An 18,837-nucleotide genomic window follows, 5' to 3' on the forward strand; every position below is an offset into this window, starting at 1 on the left:
TTATCCCGCTTTTCGAAGCGTTCGCACGATGCAACCTGTGAGCCACGATGTTCATTCAAGACTCGACTCATTGCGTGGAATTAAACTCAGCGCCGCGTTCAGAACGCCGCATTGACAAGCTCCGCTTGGTCGCCTGCCTCGTCGTTTTTATCTCAACCGCCTGTGCGGCGACGGCGGATTCCCCGTCGTTGATCAGCAAGATTTCACCGCCATCGATCACGGACGGCCAAGCCCTGTCGCCGACATCGGCGAGTGGTGAGAGTCGGTTGAAAGCGGAAATCGCCATGATCCGCCAAGCGTACAAGGGATGGGGATTAAAGCGAACGATCAAAACCTATCCGACGGTCCGCGACGATTCATCGCAAGATTCGGTCGGATCGACGGACTGGTCCGAACGAACGCCGGTGGTTTCATACAGCGACGATTTTCTGCGATTGGGAGACCGATTTCGGGCGGAGCGTCTCCAACCGCTTCAGCAGAAGATGGTGTTCGCCTACGACGGCCAGATCGGACGGATGCGTTTTTTCCATGGCATAACGAATCGTCCGCTGTCGCCGAACGTGTATGCCCAAGAACGGAACGGTGCTCCGAGGTTGCCACATGGCGTTCTTGTCGAATTCTATTATTCGCGGCATCTGAACTGGTTGGTTCTCGCCGACCATGAGAAACAGTTGTTCCCACCGGAATCCGTGATCGGTCAACCAAGTGTTGAAGAGGTTCAATTCAATGGCCATCCGTGTTGGCGAGTCAGCTGGTTCGGGATCAACAACGAAGATCTGGATGTCGTCTCGGATTGCGAAGTTTATCTGGCGAAAGATCGATCGCTTCTTCCGCTGCGACAGTCTTATTCGACCCCTGCGGGTGATCGGTGGCCGGAACTCAAAACGATCGAAATCGATGCTTTTCAAATCGATTCTGCGAGCGGGCTTTGGTACCCCGAACAGGTCACCGCGCGCAGGCGATGGAATTCGCAAATGCAGCCAACGCGGATCCGATTTGAAATCGACAATCGTTTTGCCGACACCACCATCTACTCCGATGCACCGGTGGTGAATGCGAAACACGCCGCTCCACCCAAGCCGATCGTCGCCAAATACGCCCCGGTTCCGGTGTTGACGGAATTGTCCGGTCCGGGTTCGAATTCGATGATGATGCGACAGGTTTTCGAGCCGCAACGGGCCGGCGGAGGGATGTTCGCGTTTGTCTTCGTCCTCGCTGCGCTGGCGATCTGGTTCAAAGCGACACGGTTGGGTGCGGCGTTGCGCCAGTTCCTCGGTCGGCATCGCACCTTGCTGGGCACCAGCGGCATCGCTTTGACCGCCGCCGTCGCGTACCTCAGCAGCTATCCGCCGGGATGGACGACGTATGGATTGACGATGATGCTGGTCGGGTTGTTCGGTCTGACGTGGATCGTGGTGACGGTCCTGTTGATTGGACAGAAACAGATCTCGATTCGACTTGCGCTTTTTGCCGCCACGTGTCTGGCGATTTGTTTCGGCGGTTACAGCAAAGGGATCAAACGCATTCAAGTGCGACAGCGAATGATCAGTGAAGTGCGGGAAATGGGCGGCCAAGTCGAGATGGGGATGTGGCATCTTGACGAAGAAGGGTTGTACCTGCCGATGCGGCTGAGCCAGGTGTTCGGCGAGGCCTGGTCCGGAAGAGCGAATCGAGCGGCGGTCTCGTATGAATCATTTTCGAAGAAGAACATCGATCGATGGTGTTTGGAAGAAGTCCAGTGGCTGGGGCTGGCATCACGTCAGCAACAGGCGTTTGACGTCAATGCCGAGGCGCTTTCGCGGATCGACGCGACCGACAGCCTGTGGACGCTGCATGTCGAAGGAGGCTATTTGGATGGCAAAGCGCTGACGGCGATGGCGCACTTTCCGCGTCTGATCGACCTGCATTTCGATTGCCAGCATCGCCCCGTCGCCGAAGAAGTTGCCCAATTGCCCCAGTTGGAACGGATTTGGTTGACCAACGCCATCGTCGACGACGAATTGATCCGGTCCTTGCGTGGGATCAAAAACCTGGACTACGTCACCCTGGTCAAACCGCGATTCGGAAATTGCGAGCAGCGCCACCATGATTGGGAGATCGACGGCGTCGAGGTGCAATTCGCCACACTCACCCCCGAAGCCATCAACACGCTCGGACGGCTTTCCACGAATCTGAACTTCGTCGACTGCCACGTCAATTTGCCCGCATCAGCGGACGTCGAATTGCCGTTGACCACCGGTTTCTCCTTTCGCGACTGCAAACTCGACAACGACACGTTGCTGCGGCTGTCCAATTCGCCCCAATTGGTCTCGATCGGCCTGATGGGCACTGACGTCTCGGTCGACGGCATCGAAGCTTTCTCACGCCTTCGTCCCGAAGTCGCGTTGGCGATGAAATCCCCCCGCGACTAAAGCCCTGTTCACGTCGCTGCGCCTGGGCGGCAACTTTGCGTTGCGGATCCCAGTCAATAATGCGGCGGTTTCTCGTCCAACGGATGAGATTCCGAATCGGTCACGTTCTTGATCCGGTCGACCTCTTGTTCCCACTTGGAGATGCGTTTGTTGACTCGGTCCAAGAGCATCGACTGTTCCGTCACGACGTCGTTCAGCACGTCGTATTGACGTTGCAAATGGGCCAGTTGCATCTCCAGATGCTTGATTCGTTCGGTTTCGTCGTTCATCGGAGGGTTGTTCATTGATCTCGGTTTCGCCAAGCGATTGCGCGTCGGTTAGGTGACAGACACGGTCCTGGTCCTGGTCCCGGTCCCGGTCCCGGTCCTGGGCATTGTGGCGGTCGGCGGTCGAAGCGGGGACGGGTTTCGCGTAGAATCCTCCACGATGTCTTTGCCCACCAGCCTTTAATCTGTCCTATCTACGATGGTCTCTCCACTTCATCCTCGACAACGATTGCTCATGGGGCCAGGCCCCAGCACGGTGCCGGCGCGGATTTTACAAGCGATTTCCGCTCCCACGCTCGGGCACCTCGACCCCCAGTACATCGGGTACATGGACGAGACCTGCGAGATGATTCGCCAAGTCTACCGTACCAAAAACGCGCTCACCTTTCCCGTCTCCGGGACCGGAATGGCCGGAATGGAAACGATCCTGGTCAACCTGCTCGAACCCGGCGACGAAGCGATCGTGATGATCAACGGCGTCTTCGGCGGCCGCATGAAAGACAACATGGAACGTTGCGGCGCGAGCGTCCACGCCGTCGAGATTCCCTGGGGAAAATCGTTCACGCCGGATCAATTCGCCGAAGCCGTCGCCGCACACCCCAAGGCAAAGATGCTGGGCGTGGTCCATGCCGAAACCTCCACCGGCGCCTTGCAAGATCTCAGCGGGGTCGGCGATCTGTTGCACGACGCCGGAATGCTGTTTGCCGTCGACGCTGTCACCTCGCTCGGCGGTCATGACGTCCGCGTCGACGAGTGGGGGATCGACGCAATTTATTCCGGAACCCAGAAGTGCCTTTCCTGTCCACCGGGACTGTCTCCGGTCTCCTTTTCCGACCGGGCCATCGAAACGATGGAAGCACGATCCAGCAAGTCGCGTTCCTGGTACTTGGACGTCTCGATGCTGAAGAACTATTACACCGGCGGTGGCGGCCGGGCGTATCACCATACCGCGCCGATCAACATGATCTACGCGCTCCGCGAAGCCCTGGCGATCGTGCTCGAAGAGGGCTTGGACGCCAGGATCGCACGCCACCGGGAAATGCACGGTTTGCTTCGCGAGGGCCTGGAGGGGCTGGGCCTCAGCTACATTCCTGATCACTCACTTTGCACGTTGAATTGCGTTGCGGTCCCCGACGGCATCGATGAAGCAGCCATCCGCCGGCGTTTGCTCGACGAGTACGACATCGAAATCGGAGGCGGCTTGGGCGTGTTTGCCGGAAAAGCGTGGCGGATCGGGTTGATGGGCGAATCGGCATCCAAGAGAAACGTCACCACCCTGCTCGCCGCACTCAAAGATTGCCTCCCGGCGGGATAAGCCACCCGCCTGTCACGCTTGCACATCCAAGTACGACGGCCTTTCCAGGCGGTCGCCCCGCGATCTCTGATCGCCGTGCGCACCACCCCAAGAATCATCGTTCCCTGTCGGGGCCTGTTTTCCTCGGGGGGCGTTCGGGATGGAGGTTCGGGGAAACCAAACAAGCCCACGGATGGCAGCGCGAACCCGCGGATCCCCGACCGCATAACATCCGTGGGTTCGCGCTGCCATCCGTGGGCATTGACCGCCCTTGAGATTCGGGCCGGTCGGGGAGCAAATGCGCGACCTCCTCAGTGACGTTTTTATCGTGCTGTTGGTGACTTCGCGTCACAACTTCGCGCCAGTGCCCCTGCGTTCCCCGGTCTCCCCGGGGTAAGATACCCGTACAGCCCTTGTCACGCTTTGATCGTAGCGCGTCATCCGCCCGCCTCCACACCCTCCCGACCATGTCCTCGACCGCCCTTGAATCACTTCGCAAACTGTTGCCGCCCGGTCGGCTCAGCGAAGACGCTGCGTCGCGGGCGGCGTTCGAGTCCGACGGGCTGACCGCGTTCCGTTGTCGGCCGCTGGGTGTTGTCATTCCGCAGAACGAAGCGGAAGTCGTCCAAACGGTGCGTTGGTGCCACGAGCACTCGATCCCCTTCGTCGCGCGCGGCAGTGGTACCAGTTTGTCCGGTGGATCGATGCCGGTGGCCGACGGCATCGTGATCTCGCTGAATCGTCTGCGGCAAATCATCAAGGTCGATCCGGACAACCGCATCGCTGTCGTACAGCCCGGCGTGATCAACCTGCAGGTATCCGCCGCCGCGGCACCGTACGGCTTGTACTACGCACCGGACCCGTCCAGCCAAAAAATCTGCACGATCGGCGGCAATATCGCTTTCAATTCCGGCGGCGCCCACTGCCTGAAATACGGCATGACCAGCAACCACGTGATCGGGATTCGCGCGGTCACCGCCAGCGGCGAAATCGTGTCCTTCGGTGGTCCAAGCCTCGAATCGGTCGGTCCGGATTTCACCGGACTGTTCTGCGGCAGCGAAGGTTTGTTCGGGGTGGCGCTCGACATCACGTTGCGATTACTCCCCAAGCCGGAATGTTTCCACACCGTCCTGGTCGGGTACCGGTCGCTGCGCGCCGCCGGCGACGCCGTGTCGGCGGTCATCGATTCGGGGCTGTTGCCCGGTGCGATGGAAATCATGGAGGCGCTGGCGATCGAAGCGGCCGAAGCGGCGACGTCGTGCGGGTACCCCAAGGGGGCCGCGGCGGTACTGATCGTCGAACTCGAGGGGCCGCGTGAAAAGATCGACGCCGAACGGAAGCAGCTCGAATCGGTCATTGCGTCAACCGAGGCATTCGAAACCGTCGTCGCGGCCGACGCCCGGCAACGCGACGGGATTTGGGCCGGTCGTAAAAGTGCCTTTTCCGCGGTCGGAAAACTCAGCCCCGATTTTCTGGTCCAAGACGGAGTCGTCCCGCGGAAACGATTGGGCGAAGCACTCGAAGCGATCGAGGCTTTCTCCAAGGACTCCGGGCTGCGTGTGGCCAATGTCTTTCACGCCGGCGACGGAAACTTGCATCCGTTGATCCTGTTTGATGATTCGGTCGACGGAGAATTAGAGCGTGCCGAAGCGTTGGCCGGAAAGATCCTGAACCTGTGCGTCCAAATGGGCGGCTCGATCACGGGCGAACATGGCGTCGGGATGGAGAAGCGGGACTTTCTGCCCAAGATGTACGATTCTGCGACGATGGAATTGATGCATCGTTTAAGAGCCGCGTTCGACCCAAAGACGATCGCCAATCCGGGCAAGATGTTTCCCGGCGCGGAGGCTCCCGCGTTGTCCGGTCACGGCTTGCATCCGCTGGAAAAGGCCGGGGTGATCAGCCGTGAGTGAATTGCAATCCAACCGTGCCGGCGCGCAGCCGAGTGGCCTTGTCGAAGTCGATTCGGTCGCGGCGTTGCAGGAGCTGGTGCGCAGCAGCGATTCGATCGTGGTCGTCGGCAACCGCAGCAAACCCGCGCTCTCGGCCGCGGCGGAATCGACACAGCGTGTCACCACACGGTCGCTGACAGGGATCATCGAATACGAGCCGTCGGAGTTTACGTTCACCGCGCTGGCGGGAACCACGCTTCGTGAGATCAATGCAACTCTGGCGGAAAAGGATCAATACCTGCCCTTTGATCCGATGCTCGTCGAATCCGACGCGACGATCGCCGGAACGCTGGCCGCGGGACTGAGCGGCCCGGGGCGTCACCGCTACGGCGGCATCCGCGATTTTGTCCTCGGCGCCCAATTCATCGCCGGCGACGGGAATCTGATCCATTCTGGCGGGAAAGTTGTCAAGAATGCGGCGGGCTTTGATATTCCCAAACTGTTGGTCGGCAGCTGTGGCCGGCTGGGAGCGATCACCGCATTGACCTTCAAAGTCTTCCCGCGCCCGAGCGACTTTCACAGCTACCAATTGCAATGCGACGACCACCAGGATGCTGCGACCGCGATCGGTGATGCGGCGCGCGGTCGATGGGAGCTCGATGCGATCGACTATCATTGCCAATCTCGATCCATCTGGGTTCGCATGGGCGGCCCCAAAACCGTCTGCGATGCGATCATCGCGGACATGGCACGTTCGATCGGAAACCGTGACCTGATCCCGATGTCCGGCGAGCAATCCGCCCAGGCATGGGCGCCGCTAATGAATCTCCGCTTCGGCGGACCGGATCGGCCCGCGATCGTGAAGGTTCCGATGGACTTGCAACAGATGCAGCGTTTGGCAACTTGGTGTGACGAACGTCGCGACCGCGTTTGTTTACACACCAGCGTCGCCGGAAGCATCGGATGGCTGGCCGCCGCTGGCGGCATGCTGGACGACGTCGATGCGTTCCTTGCCGAATCCTCGCTGACCGGATTGGTGATCCGCGACGACCAAGGACCGCTCGGCCGCTGGACGATTGGTGCCAAACGCGCCGCCGCAATCGATGGCAGGATCAAACATGCGATGGACCCACCCGGTCGTTTCCCCGGCCTGGAAGGATAAGGATGCGACACGACATTAAGACCGCCCAGCACGGCCCGATGGGCGAGACGATGGCCAAGGCCGTCAGCACCTGCGTCCACTGCGGGTTCTGTTTGTCAGCCTGTCCGACCTATCAGGAGTTGGGACGCGAGACGGATTCGCCGCGCGGCCGAATCATTTTGATGAAGGAGGTCTTGGAGGGCTCGCTGCCGATCGAAACCGCGGCGCCGCACATCGACGCCTGCTTGGGGTGTTTGGCCTGTGTCCCCGCCTGCCCCTCGGAAGTCCCCTATGGCGATTTGATCAGCCCGTTTCGCGCGATCCAAGAACCGAAACGGAAGCGAACGTTGGCCGAACGATTTAAACGCACACTGGCCCAGTGGACGCTGCCGTACCCGGCGCGGTTCCGCATGGCGGCGCGTACCGGGCGCTTGGTGAAACCGTTTGCCAGACTGATGCCGGGGCCGATCCGCGTGATGCTGGAACTGTTGCCTCCGGCGCTGCCCAAATCGATTCCACTGCGCGAGGTCTATCCGGCGCTCGGAGAGCGGCGCGGACGCGTCGCGCTGCTGGCCGGTTGTGCGCAAACCGTTTTGGACCCCGACATCAATGCCGCGACGATCGACGTGCTGAACCGGAACGGCGTCGAAGTGGTCGTGCCGAAGTCACAGGGCTGTTGCGGCGCGTTGTCCTGGCATGTAGGAAACCTGGCCCAAGCACAGAAGTTCGCGAAACAGAATTTGGACGCGTTTCCCAGCGATGTCGATGCGATCGTGACCAACGCGGCCGGCTGCGGCAGCGGATTGCACGAGTACGCCTTGATTCTCAAGGGCACCGCGGATGAATCCCGTGCGGTCGAATTCACCAAGCGGGTTTGTGACGTCTCGGTCTACTTGAGTCGCCTGGGCAGGCTTGCGCCGTTTCCCGAATCGCAATCGACGTTGACGGTCGCTTATCACGACGCCTGTCACTTGGCCAACGCGCAAGGGATTCGGGCTCAGCCCAGACAATTGCTCCAGCAGGTGCCGGGGCTGAAGTTACTGGAGATTGCCGACGGGCACCTGTGTTGTGGTTCGGCCGGAACCTACAACATCGATCAGCCCGAGATCGCCGATTCGCTGGGGCGTCAAAAGGCCGACAACATCGTGGCGACCGAAGCGGACGTCGTGGCGATGGGCAACATCGGCTGCCTGACCCAGATCGCCAACCACTTGGAGCGTCGCGATTCGGCGATCCGCCCCAGGCACACGATGCAGATCCTGCGCGACGCCTATCAGGCAACGTGATCCGCCTCCCCGCGTGTCCCTGCCTCGTCATCCAACTCATCCAACTCGTTACAAGGCTCCCGCCTTGTAACGCACCGCTCCAGAGGCTCCCGCCTCGCGCGTCATTGGCAAGCGGAGCCTCCGAGGCACCTCCCGACCTCAGGTGGAACCTGGGAACACGGGCTGCGAACACGGGCTGGGGAACAAGGCCGACGGTTGAAAACCCACCGGTGGCAGCGCGAACCCACGGATCATTGGCTGCATCACATCCGTGGGGGGGCACGTCAGACGCCTCTGGAACAGAGCAAATGCGAGCGTCTGTACACAGTCCACCGCTACGCCCAATCCTCGGCCGACTCGAAATCGTCATCGTCATCGTCTTCGTCGTCAGCCGCCTCATCCGCGGCCTCCTCGTCAAGCAGCGTCTCCACCAGATCGCCCAGTTGGAATCCGGCGTCTCCGGACGGTCGGCCGGCGGAGAAGATGCCCGCCCGATCCGAGCCCGCCTGATCAGACGACGACTCCAGACCTTTCAGGACTTCGGACAGTTTGGCGTCCAGGTCGTCCAGCTTGTCCAGCACTTCATCCTGCCGCCGTTCCAATTCGCCCAGCAGTCCACCGGGCTGTGATTCAGCGGGTTCGTCGTCGAAATGATGTGGAGGAACGGCCATCGGCAGCAGCTTTCGTCGTTGTCGTCGCAAAGGGTGTCAGGTCTTCGAACGAAAGTGCCATCGGACGAATTGGGGTGGGAAAGTGCGTGCGGCTCCAAACAAACCAGTCAGCTCGACTGGGTAAAGATTGCCGGCTGCTGAAAATCTGCTCAATCCACGACCCCGCGAGCAAAATGGACACAAAACCGCAAAAACCCGAGGAAATCTGGTCAAACCGAAAAGGATGGCCGTTGCGGGAGTGGTATGCCGATCGTTACACTCCCGCGTCTCTCAGTTGACCCCTCAAGTGAATTTTGCGGTCCGGCACCACCCGCTGGTGGGCGGCGGCAAGCATCGCGAGGGTGAATTGGGTGTGGTAGCGATTCCAGGTCGAAATCAGAGGTTCCAACGATGCAGATGGAGAAACAATGGTTAAGTTGATGGTCCGTGACAGCGAAACAATCCAAGAGGCAGTCCGAAGGTTCCGCAAATTGGTCGAACGCAGCGGAATTAAAAAAGAAATGCGTCGCCGCGAGCATTACCAAAAACCCAGCGAAATCCGTCGCCGCCAGAAGATCCAGGCCGAGCGACGCAACAAGCGAGCACGAATGCTCGGTCGCTAGGAATCGGCATCACGGGAAAACTTGTCCATGGGGCGGAATTCTGTCACTGCCCGACACTCCCCGGTCGATGCTTTCCACAACATCCCGGACGCGAAGTGCGTCCACGAGCGAAGCGTAATCGATGTGGCCCGGTTGTCCGACCGGTTGCGTCAGCGAGCCACCCGCTGCGGCCCAATCCGTGACGGCGCTGTCACATCCCGCTCCGTGTCCACCGCGGCGCTTCCCTCAATCGCTCGGGCGTTTAGCTCAGTTGGTTCAGAGCACCTCGTTTACACCGAGGGGGTCGGGGGTTCGAGTCCCTCAACGCCCATTACCCATCTAAAACACGGGTTTTTTGAGTCCCGACTATTTTTCGCTTGGGCGCGGGCGCCCAGCTTTTTGGTACATCCGGGCGCTCAGCGTCCGGCGTTTTTAGCTGGACAATTGCAGGTTTTCAGCGTCGTGGACGCTGCCGGCCAAGAGAGCGACCGGCGAAAAGAGAGGTTTGGCGTGTTTTCGGCAAACGCACCCGATGCGCACCTGGGGGTGTTTGGCGCGCACCTGGGATCAAGTAGAATGATGGCGGACTTAGCCAATGAGAACCGGTTCAGGCTACTTCCAGACACCACCGGAGAGACTTGAGAGAGATCTTCGGCCCGACGCCCAGCGGATGCTGGGCGTTTTTTTGTGCCTGCCCAAGATCTTATTCGTCTAAGACTTTATTCAGGCCGTGTGACGCTGCTACCTCGATCGCATTGGTGTAATCGCTCGGGCGAAGTTTCTGGTAATGCTTCCGGCTTACGGTGACTGTATGCCCAATCCACTGCGTCACCAGCCGTTCATCGAAGATCTCAAGCAAGTCATTCTCGCAGCTCGATCGCAGATTCTGCCGCAGCCGGGGCCACGCCGTCTGGCCCGATCGCTCGACCGCTTCCTTGATCCGCTGGTAATTCGTCGATGACGACGCCCGCCGCATGTCAGACGACGCCACGTAGCGGGTGTGCCCGGTGACCGCCCGCTGTCGCTCCAATTCGTCGCGAATCCGCTGAAATAGCGGCATTTTTCGGGGTTCTTTCTTCTTGCTGTCGATGACGGTCAGGATGCCGCCGTCCACGTCGACGTGGGACCACTTCATCGTGCGGACCTCGGAATCCGTCCGCATCCCGGCGAATCGCCCCATCGCGATCGTCAGGCGGATGTCGGGGCTGTAGCACTGCTCCATCGCGTCGATCGCCATCTCGGCCGAGATGTATTCCAGCCGTTCCTCGTTGACCATCGACGCCGTGGGCATCCCAACGAACGGGTTGTGATCGCAGTAGCCGTGTTTTACCGCCCAGATCCCGATCGACGAAAGCAGCTTATTGTCGCGGGTCCACGTTGCGGCCGAATAGTGGTTCCGCTGCCAGGAATTGAAGTCGGCCAGGGTGGACTTCGCCGCGTCGGAGAATACCGGCTCCGCGTTTTGCCGGGCGGACCGCTGGACTGGCTCAATGTCCGATAGCGAGATCTCTCGCAGCTTTCCGAGGCGATTCTTGACCGTGCTTTTGACCTTCGTTTTCGTCGAGTCGGCGTGGCTCTGCTTTTTGTAATCCGCGACGTACAGGTCCGCCAGCTGGCCAACTGTCAGGGCCGTCTGGTACTCAAAAAGACCGATTTCCGATAGCTGCAAACGGTGTCGGTCGGCGAGGTTGTTGATCCACGTTTGCAGCCTTGGACCGAGCGATTTTCCTCCGTATTTGACGTGCTCGATGATCGCCTCCACGTTGCGGCAAAAGTCGTCAACGTGTGATTTCGGCACTTTGCCAAGTGTCAGTTTCCGACGCTGGCCGGCGTACTGCACCACCAGCGTCCAAGCGCCGCTATCGTTTTTCCTCGGCTTTGACATTCAGCAATTTCCGCATCACGGAGATGGTTTTGTATCGGATGTTTCCGTTTTCATCCTTCCGGTATTCGATGGTCCCGCGTTCCAACGCATCCCGCCGCAATGATGTGCGAGGGAATCCCGTGTACTCGACCACTTCCTTCGTGCTGCGGTACTTCTTGGACAAAAATTCAATATCCTCGGGCTCCAGCTGATCGCGGTACTTCTCGATGAATTGCTGGTTTTCGTCAACCGGCACGACCGACGTGCCGCCACCAAGAGATAGCAATTGAAGTTGCCTTTCGACAATCTGAATCTCCACCCGCAGGTCTAGTTCTTGTTTCTGAATTGCTGCCTGCTGTGTTAATAATTCGCGTAACCGATTGACCAATATTTTCCCCGGCATGACAATTTCCTTTTGACGCGCCGCCGGTCAGGTGGTACTTTTTGTGTAGACCGGTTGCGAGCACCCTATACGGTGATTTCAAAACGGGTGGTAATTGCTGGTTGATTTGGCCTGAGAAACTTGGTCAGCCAGCGACAATAAAACACGAAGGGCACCGTCTGTCGGCGGTGCTTTTTTCGTGCGCATAGGGGTTCCGGCGGACCGCGGCAATGCGGTAGAAAATGGCTGCCGAAAGGCAGCGGCGCGGAAGTGGCCATGATTCCCGTCCGTGTACGCGGATGGTTGAGTCGCGGTTCCGGCGCTGGTGGTGACACACCTCGCCGGCCCGCCGTTATTTTTGAACATCGCCAACATAGCGACGCTTGAACACTGTTGTCAATCAAAGTAGTGCGTCTGGCCCCACTGCCCATCCGTGCCGCGATCGCCGGGGTTTAGCGATCAGCTCATTTCTTTCTGTCTGCCGGGGTATAAAATGCACCCCGTCTGACACGTCCGGTCAGGCAGGCTTTTCGGGGCGGTGGGAAACCCGTCAGCGCTCGGCCGCAAGTTTTGATCAGGCCAGTGGATGGGGAATTCGCGACAGAAAATCCCACTCTTGGTGACTTCACCCCTGCTAGGATGCCCCTTTAGTATCCGCTCAGTAATCGAAGTCACCCTACAAGGATTTGCGATGCGATTCGTTCTCGTGTTCCTAGCGTTGTCGTCTGTTGCCTCCGGACAAGGAATCGAGGCTTGGAAACTCACAAACGGGAAGGCCTTTCGCGCGGAGATACTGGAAGTCGACGCGACAACGGACACGGTCACTTTTCTGATCCCACAACGAGTTCCGCTCGAAAACTTGGACAGCGTCTCGCAAGACAGAATTCGCGAACACATCAAAAAGAATCAGGGCATCAAGAATGGGGATTTCCCAGGGCTGTGGACGCCAATCCCAAACTGCACCATCGGTCAATGGAGAGACGCGTCACCCCGAGAACGCCGTCAACACGTCGCGTACGAAAACATCGGGTTTGTGATCCAACCGAACGTTCGGCGATTCGAAATGCTGCAGGTATCCAGCGAAATCTACGAAACGCTGCTGGAACTGATCATTGAAGAGAAGGTATCGGACGATGCACTGGTATCCGACGTCATGCGTTCAATCGTCAATGCTCGCGCGGACCACATCAAAAAGCAAAAACAGGCGTTTGAGGATCAACGCGCACGGGACACCCAATTTGATGTGCTGGAATCGGTGATCAAATAAGGATCACTCCCCCGTTTTCTCCGAATTCACCGCCCCTCCCCCATTCCTACGTGGTGGTGGTGGCGGTGATTTTTTTTGCGGGTGCCAGCGAAAGCTGTTCGAGGCGGAACCCGCGACGGCCGGGGTGGCCCCCCCGGAAGGACCCGCTGGGTGACAGGGGCGGGGGCGCGGGGTCATCGTCGATCGGATCGGCGTTTTGCCGCGTCGATCGGTGTTGACGGGGGCCGGAATCGGCCGATGATGCCCGCGGAAACGCGTCACGTGACGCGTGAAGAAACGCCGCCGCCCGAGTGGTCAAGACTCGGGCGGCGACTTGCTCGAACCCCCTAGAGGTTCTCACCGTGAACGATGATACCCGAAAACGCTTGGCGAAACGCCGCTACCGTTTCCTTTCCGACCCGTCGCATGGCTGGTTGCGCGTGCCGATGGCCGACATTGTGTCGCTGCGATTGGAGGACAGAATCAGTCGGTTTAGCTATGTCCGTGATGCCATCGCATACTTGGAGGAGGACAACGACGCGCCCGCGTTCATCGCGGCGTATGTGACCGAATTCGGCCGCCGGCCGTCGATCACTGAAGCACCCCCGGCTAACAATGCATCGCGTGTGCGTGGCTATGGGGCGTGGAATCGTCGCAACGTGCTATTGAATGTCGAGCTCCGGCGGCAACGTGACAAGATCACCAATGCCCTCCCGGTGTTTGAAACGCGTCTCGCGAAGATTCACGAGGGATCGGGCCGCTATGAAACGCCGATCACATCAACGCACATCGCATGCGATACGCTTCCGGGTTTGCTGCACGACTACTTCGCGGACCGTTGCGATTGTGAGGAATTCGCGATTGTGACGTTGAACACTAAGCACGTGCCGACCGGCGTTGTCCGCATCACCCGCGGAACGTTGGACGCGTCCCTAGTGCACCCGCGGGAAGTGTTCCGCGCTGCGATCGCAGCCAGCGCGGCCGCTATCATCCTGATTCACAATCACCCCTCGGGCGATACCACCCCGAGTCGGGAAGATAAAGCCGTGACGGACAAATTGACCGAATGCGGCAAAATGTTGGGCATTACGGTTTTGGATCACCTGGTGATCGGTGGCGATCGCGCAACGAGCATCCGGGAGGCGGCATAGTGAAAACGGCATCACAACTATCGTTTGACGATTTGCGGGGATTCGTCGCCTACGTTCATCGTTTGACGTTTTTGGAAATAGACGATGACGGCGCGGTGATCGGCTGGAATGCTGACAAGTCGCTCGAAACGTGCGACTACGCTTCGCACATCGTTGCGGCATTCGAAACGCTGGGAATGGTGCCCGGTGATTCTGTCGAGCTCAATGCGGACGATTGCGGGGAGGGTGGAGAATAATGTTGCTACGTCAAAACGCCAAAATGGCGAAAACGTTGGTTGATACTGCAACGGGGCGCCCCTACTTGTCGGCTGGTGTCACGTTGGCGCCGCACAACCTGTCGGGGCACAACGTTTGCGCGGGGGCATCGAAGGGTTGCGCCGCATCATGCGTGCTATGGTTTGCGGGGTTGCGTGGTACGTCGACAAGTCGCAACGCGGCAACGCGTGACACGCAATGGCTATTCGGTCATCGTCGATCGTTCATCAACCAATTGAACCGCGATATCGCAAACCACGTGCGACGCGCGGAACGCGATCAATTCGTGCCTGTCGTACGCTTGAACGTTGCGAGCGACTTAGATTGGACAGACGTTATTGAACGATGGCCGGGGGTGCAATTTTACGATTACACGAAGATACGCTCCCGGTTTGCGTCCTACTTGGCGGGGGAGCTCCCGCCAAACTACGCGTTGACGTTCAGCCGTCACGAGCGACACCATACCGCCACCATCGCAAGCTATTTGCGCCGCGGCGGGAATGTCGCCCAAGTGTTCGACGTCGAATACAACCCGCAATGCGGCCGCGTGGGGGGAGCTCCCCGCAACGGTCCGCATTCATGGCCGACAATGGCCGGTGATCGATGGGGACAAGCACGACATTCGTCTACCGTCGATCGACGGCCGCGGCGTTGTTGTTGGTTTACGCTTAAAGGGTAACAACGCGGCAAAGTCGCGTGCCCGAAAAACGAAGTTTGCAATTGGAGGGGGACACTCGTGAAACACTTACTTCAGCGCGTCGCCGCGTTTCTCTATCACGTGATCGATGCGCCCGAAACCTCCCCGGAAACGCGGGAGGCGGCGCAAGAGCTCTCGGGAGATATCACCGATGCGATAAACGGAAACTATCGGGAGGGTGACGACGAAGAGGAATAACGGCTAGCGATAGTCGCGCAAATTAGAGGGGAACCCCAGCGCTGGGGAGTGTGACAGGTTCCGATCCAATGTGATCGGTCCGCGTTGCGCTCCCCTCGTTGCGTTTACGGGGGAGCGTATCGCTACGCTCCCCCCGTTTTTTATGCGCTGATGATGCATCGCCCCCTACTCCCGCCGCGGCCGATAGCGGCCGCCTGTCGACTTGCTGGCCGCGATCCCCCGCAGACCGTCAACAACGGGCCGCCGGCATTCTTGAATCTAACAACGCGGCCGCCTCCCGCGTTTCTGGCAACGATGCCGGCGGGAGCTCCCCGCGGCGTTGCGGATTGCTGCAGCGCCGCCGGCGGCGGGATTCCTCCGCCTGTCGACGTGGACAATTCGAAACGAGGACAGGCGGGTGCGGAAATATTTCAGAAATATTTTCCGGCCATCTCGGGCGCGGATAGCTTGCCGCTGCGCGGGACGATGCGCGCCGATTCACCCCGTAAAACGCGGGGAAAATGGCGGGGATCCCTGAAAACGCCACCCAGGCCCCCCACAGGGGATGCGGTGTAGCAGAGTTTTCGACCGTGCGTTTCGGTGTGCATTCCCGAGGGAATTGAGCGTGCCCGCGTCACAGAGCTTTATCGTCCGGATATTCCATATTTTTTGGCGTGATGCGAGATTCAAAATCGTTTCGATCGATCGCCGGTGACGTGATTCCAGGGGAAGGGGTGTCGTTTCAGCGACCAACGACAGCGCGAGGTTTGATCCTTCGCCTCGCTTGTTGGAGAGTCGCAAGTTTCCATTTGGCAAGACGTAGGATGTTTGCGATCGTGTCGTTCCAATTGGCGATCATGTCCTCGTAAGCGATTGCCAAGTCTGCGTCCGCGCGAAATACGCGTTCCGCTGCTGCGATTTGTTCTGTCGCATTTGCTGGGAACGGAACAGGTTTGTCTCGCGTCTCCGCTACGAACCACCCGGATTCACATGCGAGCCTCCAACTGGTTAACTGCGCATCAACATCGCGTCGGTAGAGATAGATTCGAAAACTGCGATCGCGTATCTCTTTGAATCCGTCCATCTGACGCTCGGATTCGAAGACCTTAAAGAGGTTGCAATAGCCCAATCCCCGTGCTCGATTGGCAGCCGGTACCCCGGTCAATGTGGGGCTGAACCATTCACTTGCGGAAACCGCCTGAGGATGTGTCGCCAATGAGTCGACCAGTAGGTTGCTACCGGTTCTTGGGGTAGTCATCACCACGATCGGTTGAACCCAGGATCCATTGACCAGACGCTCAATCTGAGCGAGGCGTGTTGAATGGTCAGCGTTTGCGAAATGGATGATCTGAGCGTCATCAACCGATCGCCAAAACCGCTGGCCCATCCAATACTGAGAATTGAATCGTGTCGGCAGGTTGCGGATTGCGTGTCCGGCATCAACCGCTCGCACTTCAACCGACGATTGTTCTAACGTGTGCGTTGTTTCCGACACGCATTCGGGCGGGTGCCAAACGCTGGCGTGTTCTCGATCCATCAGAGCAACACCTGTGTTGTAGCATTGCAGTCGCTGGCCTTGCTTGCCGAGGATTCGGGCATCTTTTCTGAGGAACTTGTCGCTGCCAATGAATGGGCGATCTGGGTGCATCCAGATTGCGCCACGCCCGCATCGTTCGAAAAGATTGGGGCACGTGTCTCGCACGTAGCAATCGATGTCCAGAAACAACGTGCGGTCATACTTTTCGGCGATCGATTCGACAGCGAACTTATTTGCGATTGGCCAAGCGGGGAATTGATCCCTGTCGATCACGACCAAATCGGCACCACATCGATCGGCGTAAGCCTGCATTGGCGGCAGCGTTAATTCCCCAAGCTCCTTTGCCTGATCACCGATCATCGCTGTGACGATTGCCAGCGATCCGCCCTGGCATTCGTGGCGAAACTCAGGAAACGCAATCTGGCAAACTTCATCGCGGGATTGATACTTCGGCGGATCGGCCAAGCACGCCAGCCCCTTAGCGTGGAAATAGGGGCCGATGTCACACGGCTTCTTGCCTGGGTGCAACTTTGGAATAAGCGTGCATCCTTTCGATCCGTTGACGCTGCCCCAGTGCTCGCAAGATTCGTTACAGACTTTGCGAACGGCCTGCCGCCACTCCCATCGAGATGGATTGCCTGATGCTGCCGGACCTGATTTCCGGCAAACATGGTTCCCGCTATGAATCCGCCGGCAGTTCTCGCAAAACTCTTGCATCAGTTGATCGTGATTACCGTTGACGAATTTTCTGGCGTGTCGAGCGCGTTTGATGAGTTCAGAACCCTTGTCGGAATCTCGCTTGGGTGGGTCACGTCGTAATCAAGTTCGATGTGCCATATAGCATCGCGCATCGTTTGCCCCGCTCGTCTCAGTGAAACTTCAAGGACCATCACGCCGTCATCACATACCAACTCAGCAAAGATGACGTACCACCAACCGTAATAGTTGCCTGGGGCAAACTCGAATTCCCCATGGAGCTTCAGTAATTGCTCAGCCCAACACTTATGCCGCTCTTCGGTCGAAGGTCTTTTGAGCCAGAGCACCTCGTCGATGTCGTGTCCTCCCGTCGGCCCTGTTCCGTCCCAATCAGTAATTTCAAGTCTCGCTTTGACGAATAGCGACTGTCGAGTGGGAAGTACCAAACACGTATCCGTTGGTGTCTCACAATTCCCCTCTTCATCGGTTGGGTCGTAGTAACTGCTTTCCGTGCGGCAAGTTTCTTCGCCTGGATCGTTGACCGATTGCAAAATGAATGATGTGTTAGTAGCCGTGAAGTCACCTTCGGTTTTGTAACGGACGTAGACCTTTCGGGACGTGCAGCCAGGACGGGCAAAGACACACGGTTGTCCGCTCAGTGTTTCCACATCCGTCACCGCTGGACCGCCTTTCCACCAAACCTGGGTGGCCACTCCAGCTTCGGGCCAGATTTGCGTGTTTGAGTTGCTGCTATCAGTGCCAAGCAGCAGAACACCGTCATAAGACTCAAGCCGTAACCCATCAAACACAGATCCCGAATGATTCAGTGTCTGGATTGACGCGAACCCCCAGTCATCTACGTCGATTTCGCACGTTCCGGCGGTTGGGTCGCCTTCGTTAATCGTCGCCTCGCCAGAGTGCCACGCCAGCGACCAAGTCGGTTCCCAGAACGGAAGCGTAAATCCTGACTTTCGATCATAGGGGTACGATCCACCGACGTAATCCCACGCGGCCTCGTTTTGAAACGTTATTGTTCCAATCGCGTCCGCATCATCATCACTAGGACTTTCGAGAAACAGGATTGTTGCGGTGCCGTCAAAATCGAAGTCTGCGGCGGGCGTCGGGTTGACTTCTGGTTGCTCGCCTTGGAACCAAAATCGGAAATTGCAAATGTCGATCGGCACCAAGATCGTCACCGTCGTAACGCCACTATCGTCCGTTCGCTCCCACTTGCTTTCGTTGTCGCCTTCGGTAACCGTCAGGTCGACACAGCAGCAGCCGCTTCCGCTCAAGCAATCGCCCATCGCATCA

General features: G+C 58.6%; 17 protein-coding genes and 1 tRNA gene. 13 read left to right on the plus strand and 5 right to left on the minus strand.

The window, feature by feature from the left end; all coding sequences use genetic code 11:
• The first annotated feature begins 74 nt into the window (after positions 1–74).
• A complete protein-coding gene (locus Mal15_RS10380) occupies positions 75–2,411 on the plus strand; it encodes a hypothetical protein (protein WP_147867693.1) in 2,337 nt (778 codons plus the stop codon).
• Positions 2,412–2,464: 53 nt separating this feature from the next.
• Here Mal15_RS10380 and Mal15_RS10385 read toward each other — a convergent pair whose 3' ends face one another.
• A complete protein-coding gene (locus tag Mal15_RS10385) occupies positions 2,465–2,680 on the minus strand; it encodes a SlyX family protein (RefSeq protein WP_167546719.1) in 216 nt (71 codons plus the stop codon).
• Between the two features lie 232 nt (positions 2,681–2,912).
• Between Mal15_RS10385 and Mal15_RS10390 the strand changes: the two genes are divergently transcribed.
• From Mal15_RS10390 to Mal15_RS10405, 4 genes are all read left to right on the plus strand, one after another.
• Complete coding sequence (locus Mal15_RS10390) at positions 2,913–3,992, plus strand: pyridoxal-phosphate-dependent aminotransferase family protein (RefSeq protein WP_233903394.1); 1,080 nt, start codon at positions 2,913–2,915, stop codon at positions 3,990–3,992.
• A 446-nt stretch (positions 3,993–4,438) separates the two neighbouring features.
• Positions 4,439–5,884, plus strand: a complete 1,446-nt coding sequence (locus Mal15_RS10395) for an FAD-binding oxidoreductase (RefSeq protein WP_147867696.1) — start codon at positions 4,439–4,441, stop codon at positions 5,882–5,884.
• A complete protein-coding gene (locus tag Mal15_RS10400; RefSeq protein WP_199773841.1) occupies positions 5,877–7,025 on the plus strand; it encodes an FAD-binding protein in 1,149 nt (382 codons plus the stop codon). Before Mal15_RS10395 ends, Mal15_RS10400 begins: the two co-directional genes overlap by 8 nt.
• A gap of 2 nt (positions 7,026–7,027) precedes the next feature.
• Positions 7,028–8,290, plus strand: a complete 1,263-nt coding sequence (locus Mal15_RS10405) for a (Fe-S)-binding protein (RefSeq protein WP_147867697.1) — start codon at positions 7,028–7,030, stop codon at positions 8,288–8,290.
• A gap of 314 nt (positions 8,291–8,604) precedes the next feature.
• Here Mal15_RS10405 and Mal15_RS10410 read toward each other — a convergent pair whose 3' ends face one another.
• The gene (locus tag Mal15_RS10410) at positions 8,605–8,940 is read right to left on the minus strand and encodes a hypothetical protein (protein ID WP_147867698.1); all 336 of its coding nucleotides are present in this window, start codon (positions 8,938–8,940) and stop codon (positions 8,605–8,607) included.
• Positions 8,941–9,347: 407 nt separating this feature from the next.
• Here Mal15_RS10410 and rpsU point away from each other — a divergent pair, with 407 nt between their 5' ends.
• The gene (gene rpsU, locus Mal15_RS10415; protein ID WP_094417928.1) at positions 9,348–9,542 is read left to right on the plus strand and encodes a 30S ribosomal protein S21; all 195 of its coding nucleotides are present in this window, start codon (positions 9,348–9,350) and stop codon (positions 9,540–9,542) included.
• A gap of 235 nt (positions 9,543–9,777) precedes the next feature.
• A tRNA-Val gene (locus Mal15_RS10420) sits at positions 9,778–9,852 on the plus strand.
• Positions 9,853–10,224: 372 nt separating this feature from the next.
• Here the strand turns inward: Mal15_RS10420 and Mal15_RS10425 are convergent.
• Positions 10,225–11,406, minus strand: coding sequence for a site-specific integrase (locus Mal15_RS10425; RefSeq protein WP_147867699.1), 1,182 nt, complete (start codon positions 11,404–11,406; stop codon positions 10,225–10,227).
• The gene (locus Mal15_RS10430; protein WP_147867700.1) at positions 11,381–11,788 is read right to left on the minus strand and encodes a hypothetical protein; all 408 of its coding nucleotides are present in this window, start codon (positions 11,786–11,788) and stop codon (positions 11,381–11,383) included. Before Mal15_RS10430 ends, Mal15_RS10425 begins: the two co-directional genes overlap by 26 nt.
• Positions 11,789–12,458: 670 nt before the next feature.
• On the opposite strand from Mal15_RS10430, the gene Mal15_RS10435 reads away from it, so the two are divergent.
• From Mal15_RS10435 to Mal15_RS10450, 6 genes are all read left to right on the plus strand, one after another.
• Positions 12,459–13,034: a hypothetical protein gene (locus Mal15_RS10435; protein ID WP_147867701.1), complete on the plus strand. Its 576-nt coding sequence runs from the start codon at positions 12,459–12,461 to the stop codon at positions 13,032–13,034.
• A gap of 341 nt (positions 13,035–13,375) precedes the next feature.
• Positions 13,376–14,164, plus strand: coding sequence for a JAB domain-containing protein (locus tag Mal15_RS10440; RefSeq protein ID WP_233903395.1), 789 nt, complete (start codon positions 13,376–13,378; stop codon positions 14,162–14,164).
• Positions 14,164–14,400 carry a hypothetical protein gene (locus Mal15_RS10445; RefSeq protein WP_147867702.1) on the plus strand — a complete coding sequence of 79 codons (237 nt, stop codon included), beginning with the start codon at positions 14,164–14,166 and terminating at the stop codon, positions 14,398–14,400. The genes Mal15_RS10440 and Mal15_RS10445 overlap by 1 nt, the downstream gene beginning before the upstream one ends.
• 23 nt (positions 14,401–14,423) lie before the next feature.
• On the plus strand, positions 14,424–15,098 hold the full coding sequence (locus Mal15_RS35250) for a GP88 family protein (protein WP_449336652.1): 675 nt from the start codon (positions 14,424–14,426) through the stop codon (positions 15,096–15,098).
• Positions 15,099–15,155: 57 nt separating this feature from the next.
• Positions 15,156–15,314 carry a hypothetical protein gene (locus tag Mal15_RS34010; RefSeq protein WP_167546720.1) on the plus strand — a complete coding sequence of 53 codons (159 nt, stop codon included), beginning with the start codon at positions 15,156–15,158 and terminating at the stop codon, positions 15,312–15,314.
• 1,501 nt (positions 15,315–16,815) lie between these two features.
• A complete protein-coding gene (locus Mal15_RS10450; RefSeq protein WP_147867703.1) occupies positions 16,816–17,157 on the plus strand; it encodes a hypothetical protein in 342 nt (113 codons plus the stop codon).
• Positions 17,158–17,546: 389 nt separating this feature from the next.
• On the opposite strand, the gene Mal15_RS10455 is transcribed toward Mal15_RS10450, so the two are convergent.
• Positions 17,547–18,830, minus strand: a complete 1,284-nt coding sequence (locus Mal15_RS10455; RefSeq protein WP_147867704.1) for a hypothetical protein — start codon at positions 18,828–18,830, stop codon at positions 17,547–17,549.
• Positions 18,831–18,837: the final 7 nt, after the last annotated feature.

It is taken from the genome of Stieleria maiorica, from assembly GCF_008035925.1.
Lineage (GTDB): Bacteria > Planctomycetota > Planctomycetia > Pirellulales > Pirellulaceae > Stieleria > Stieleria maiorica.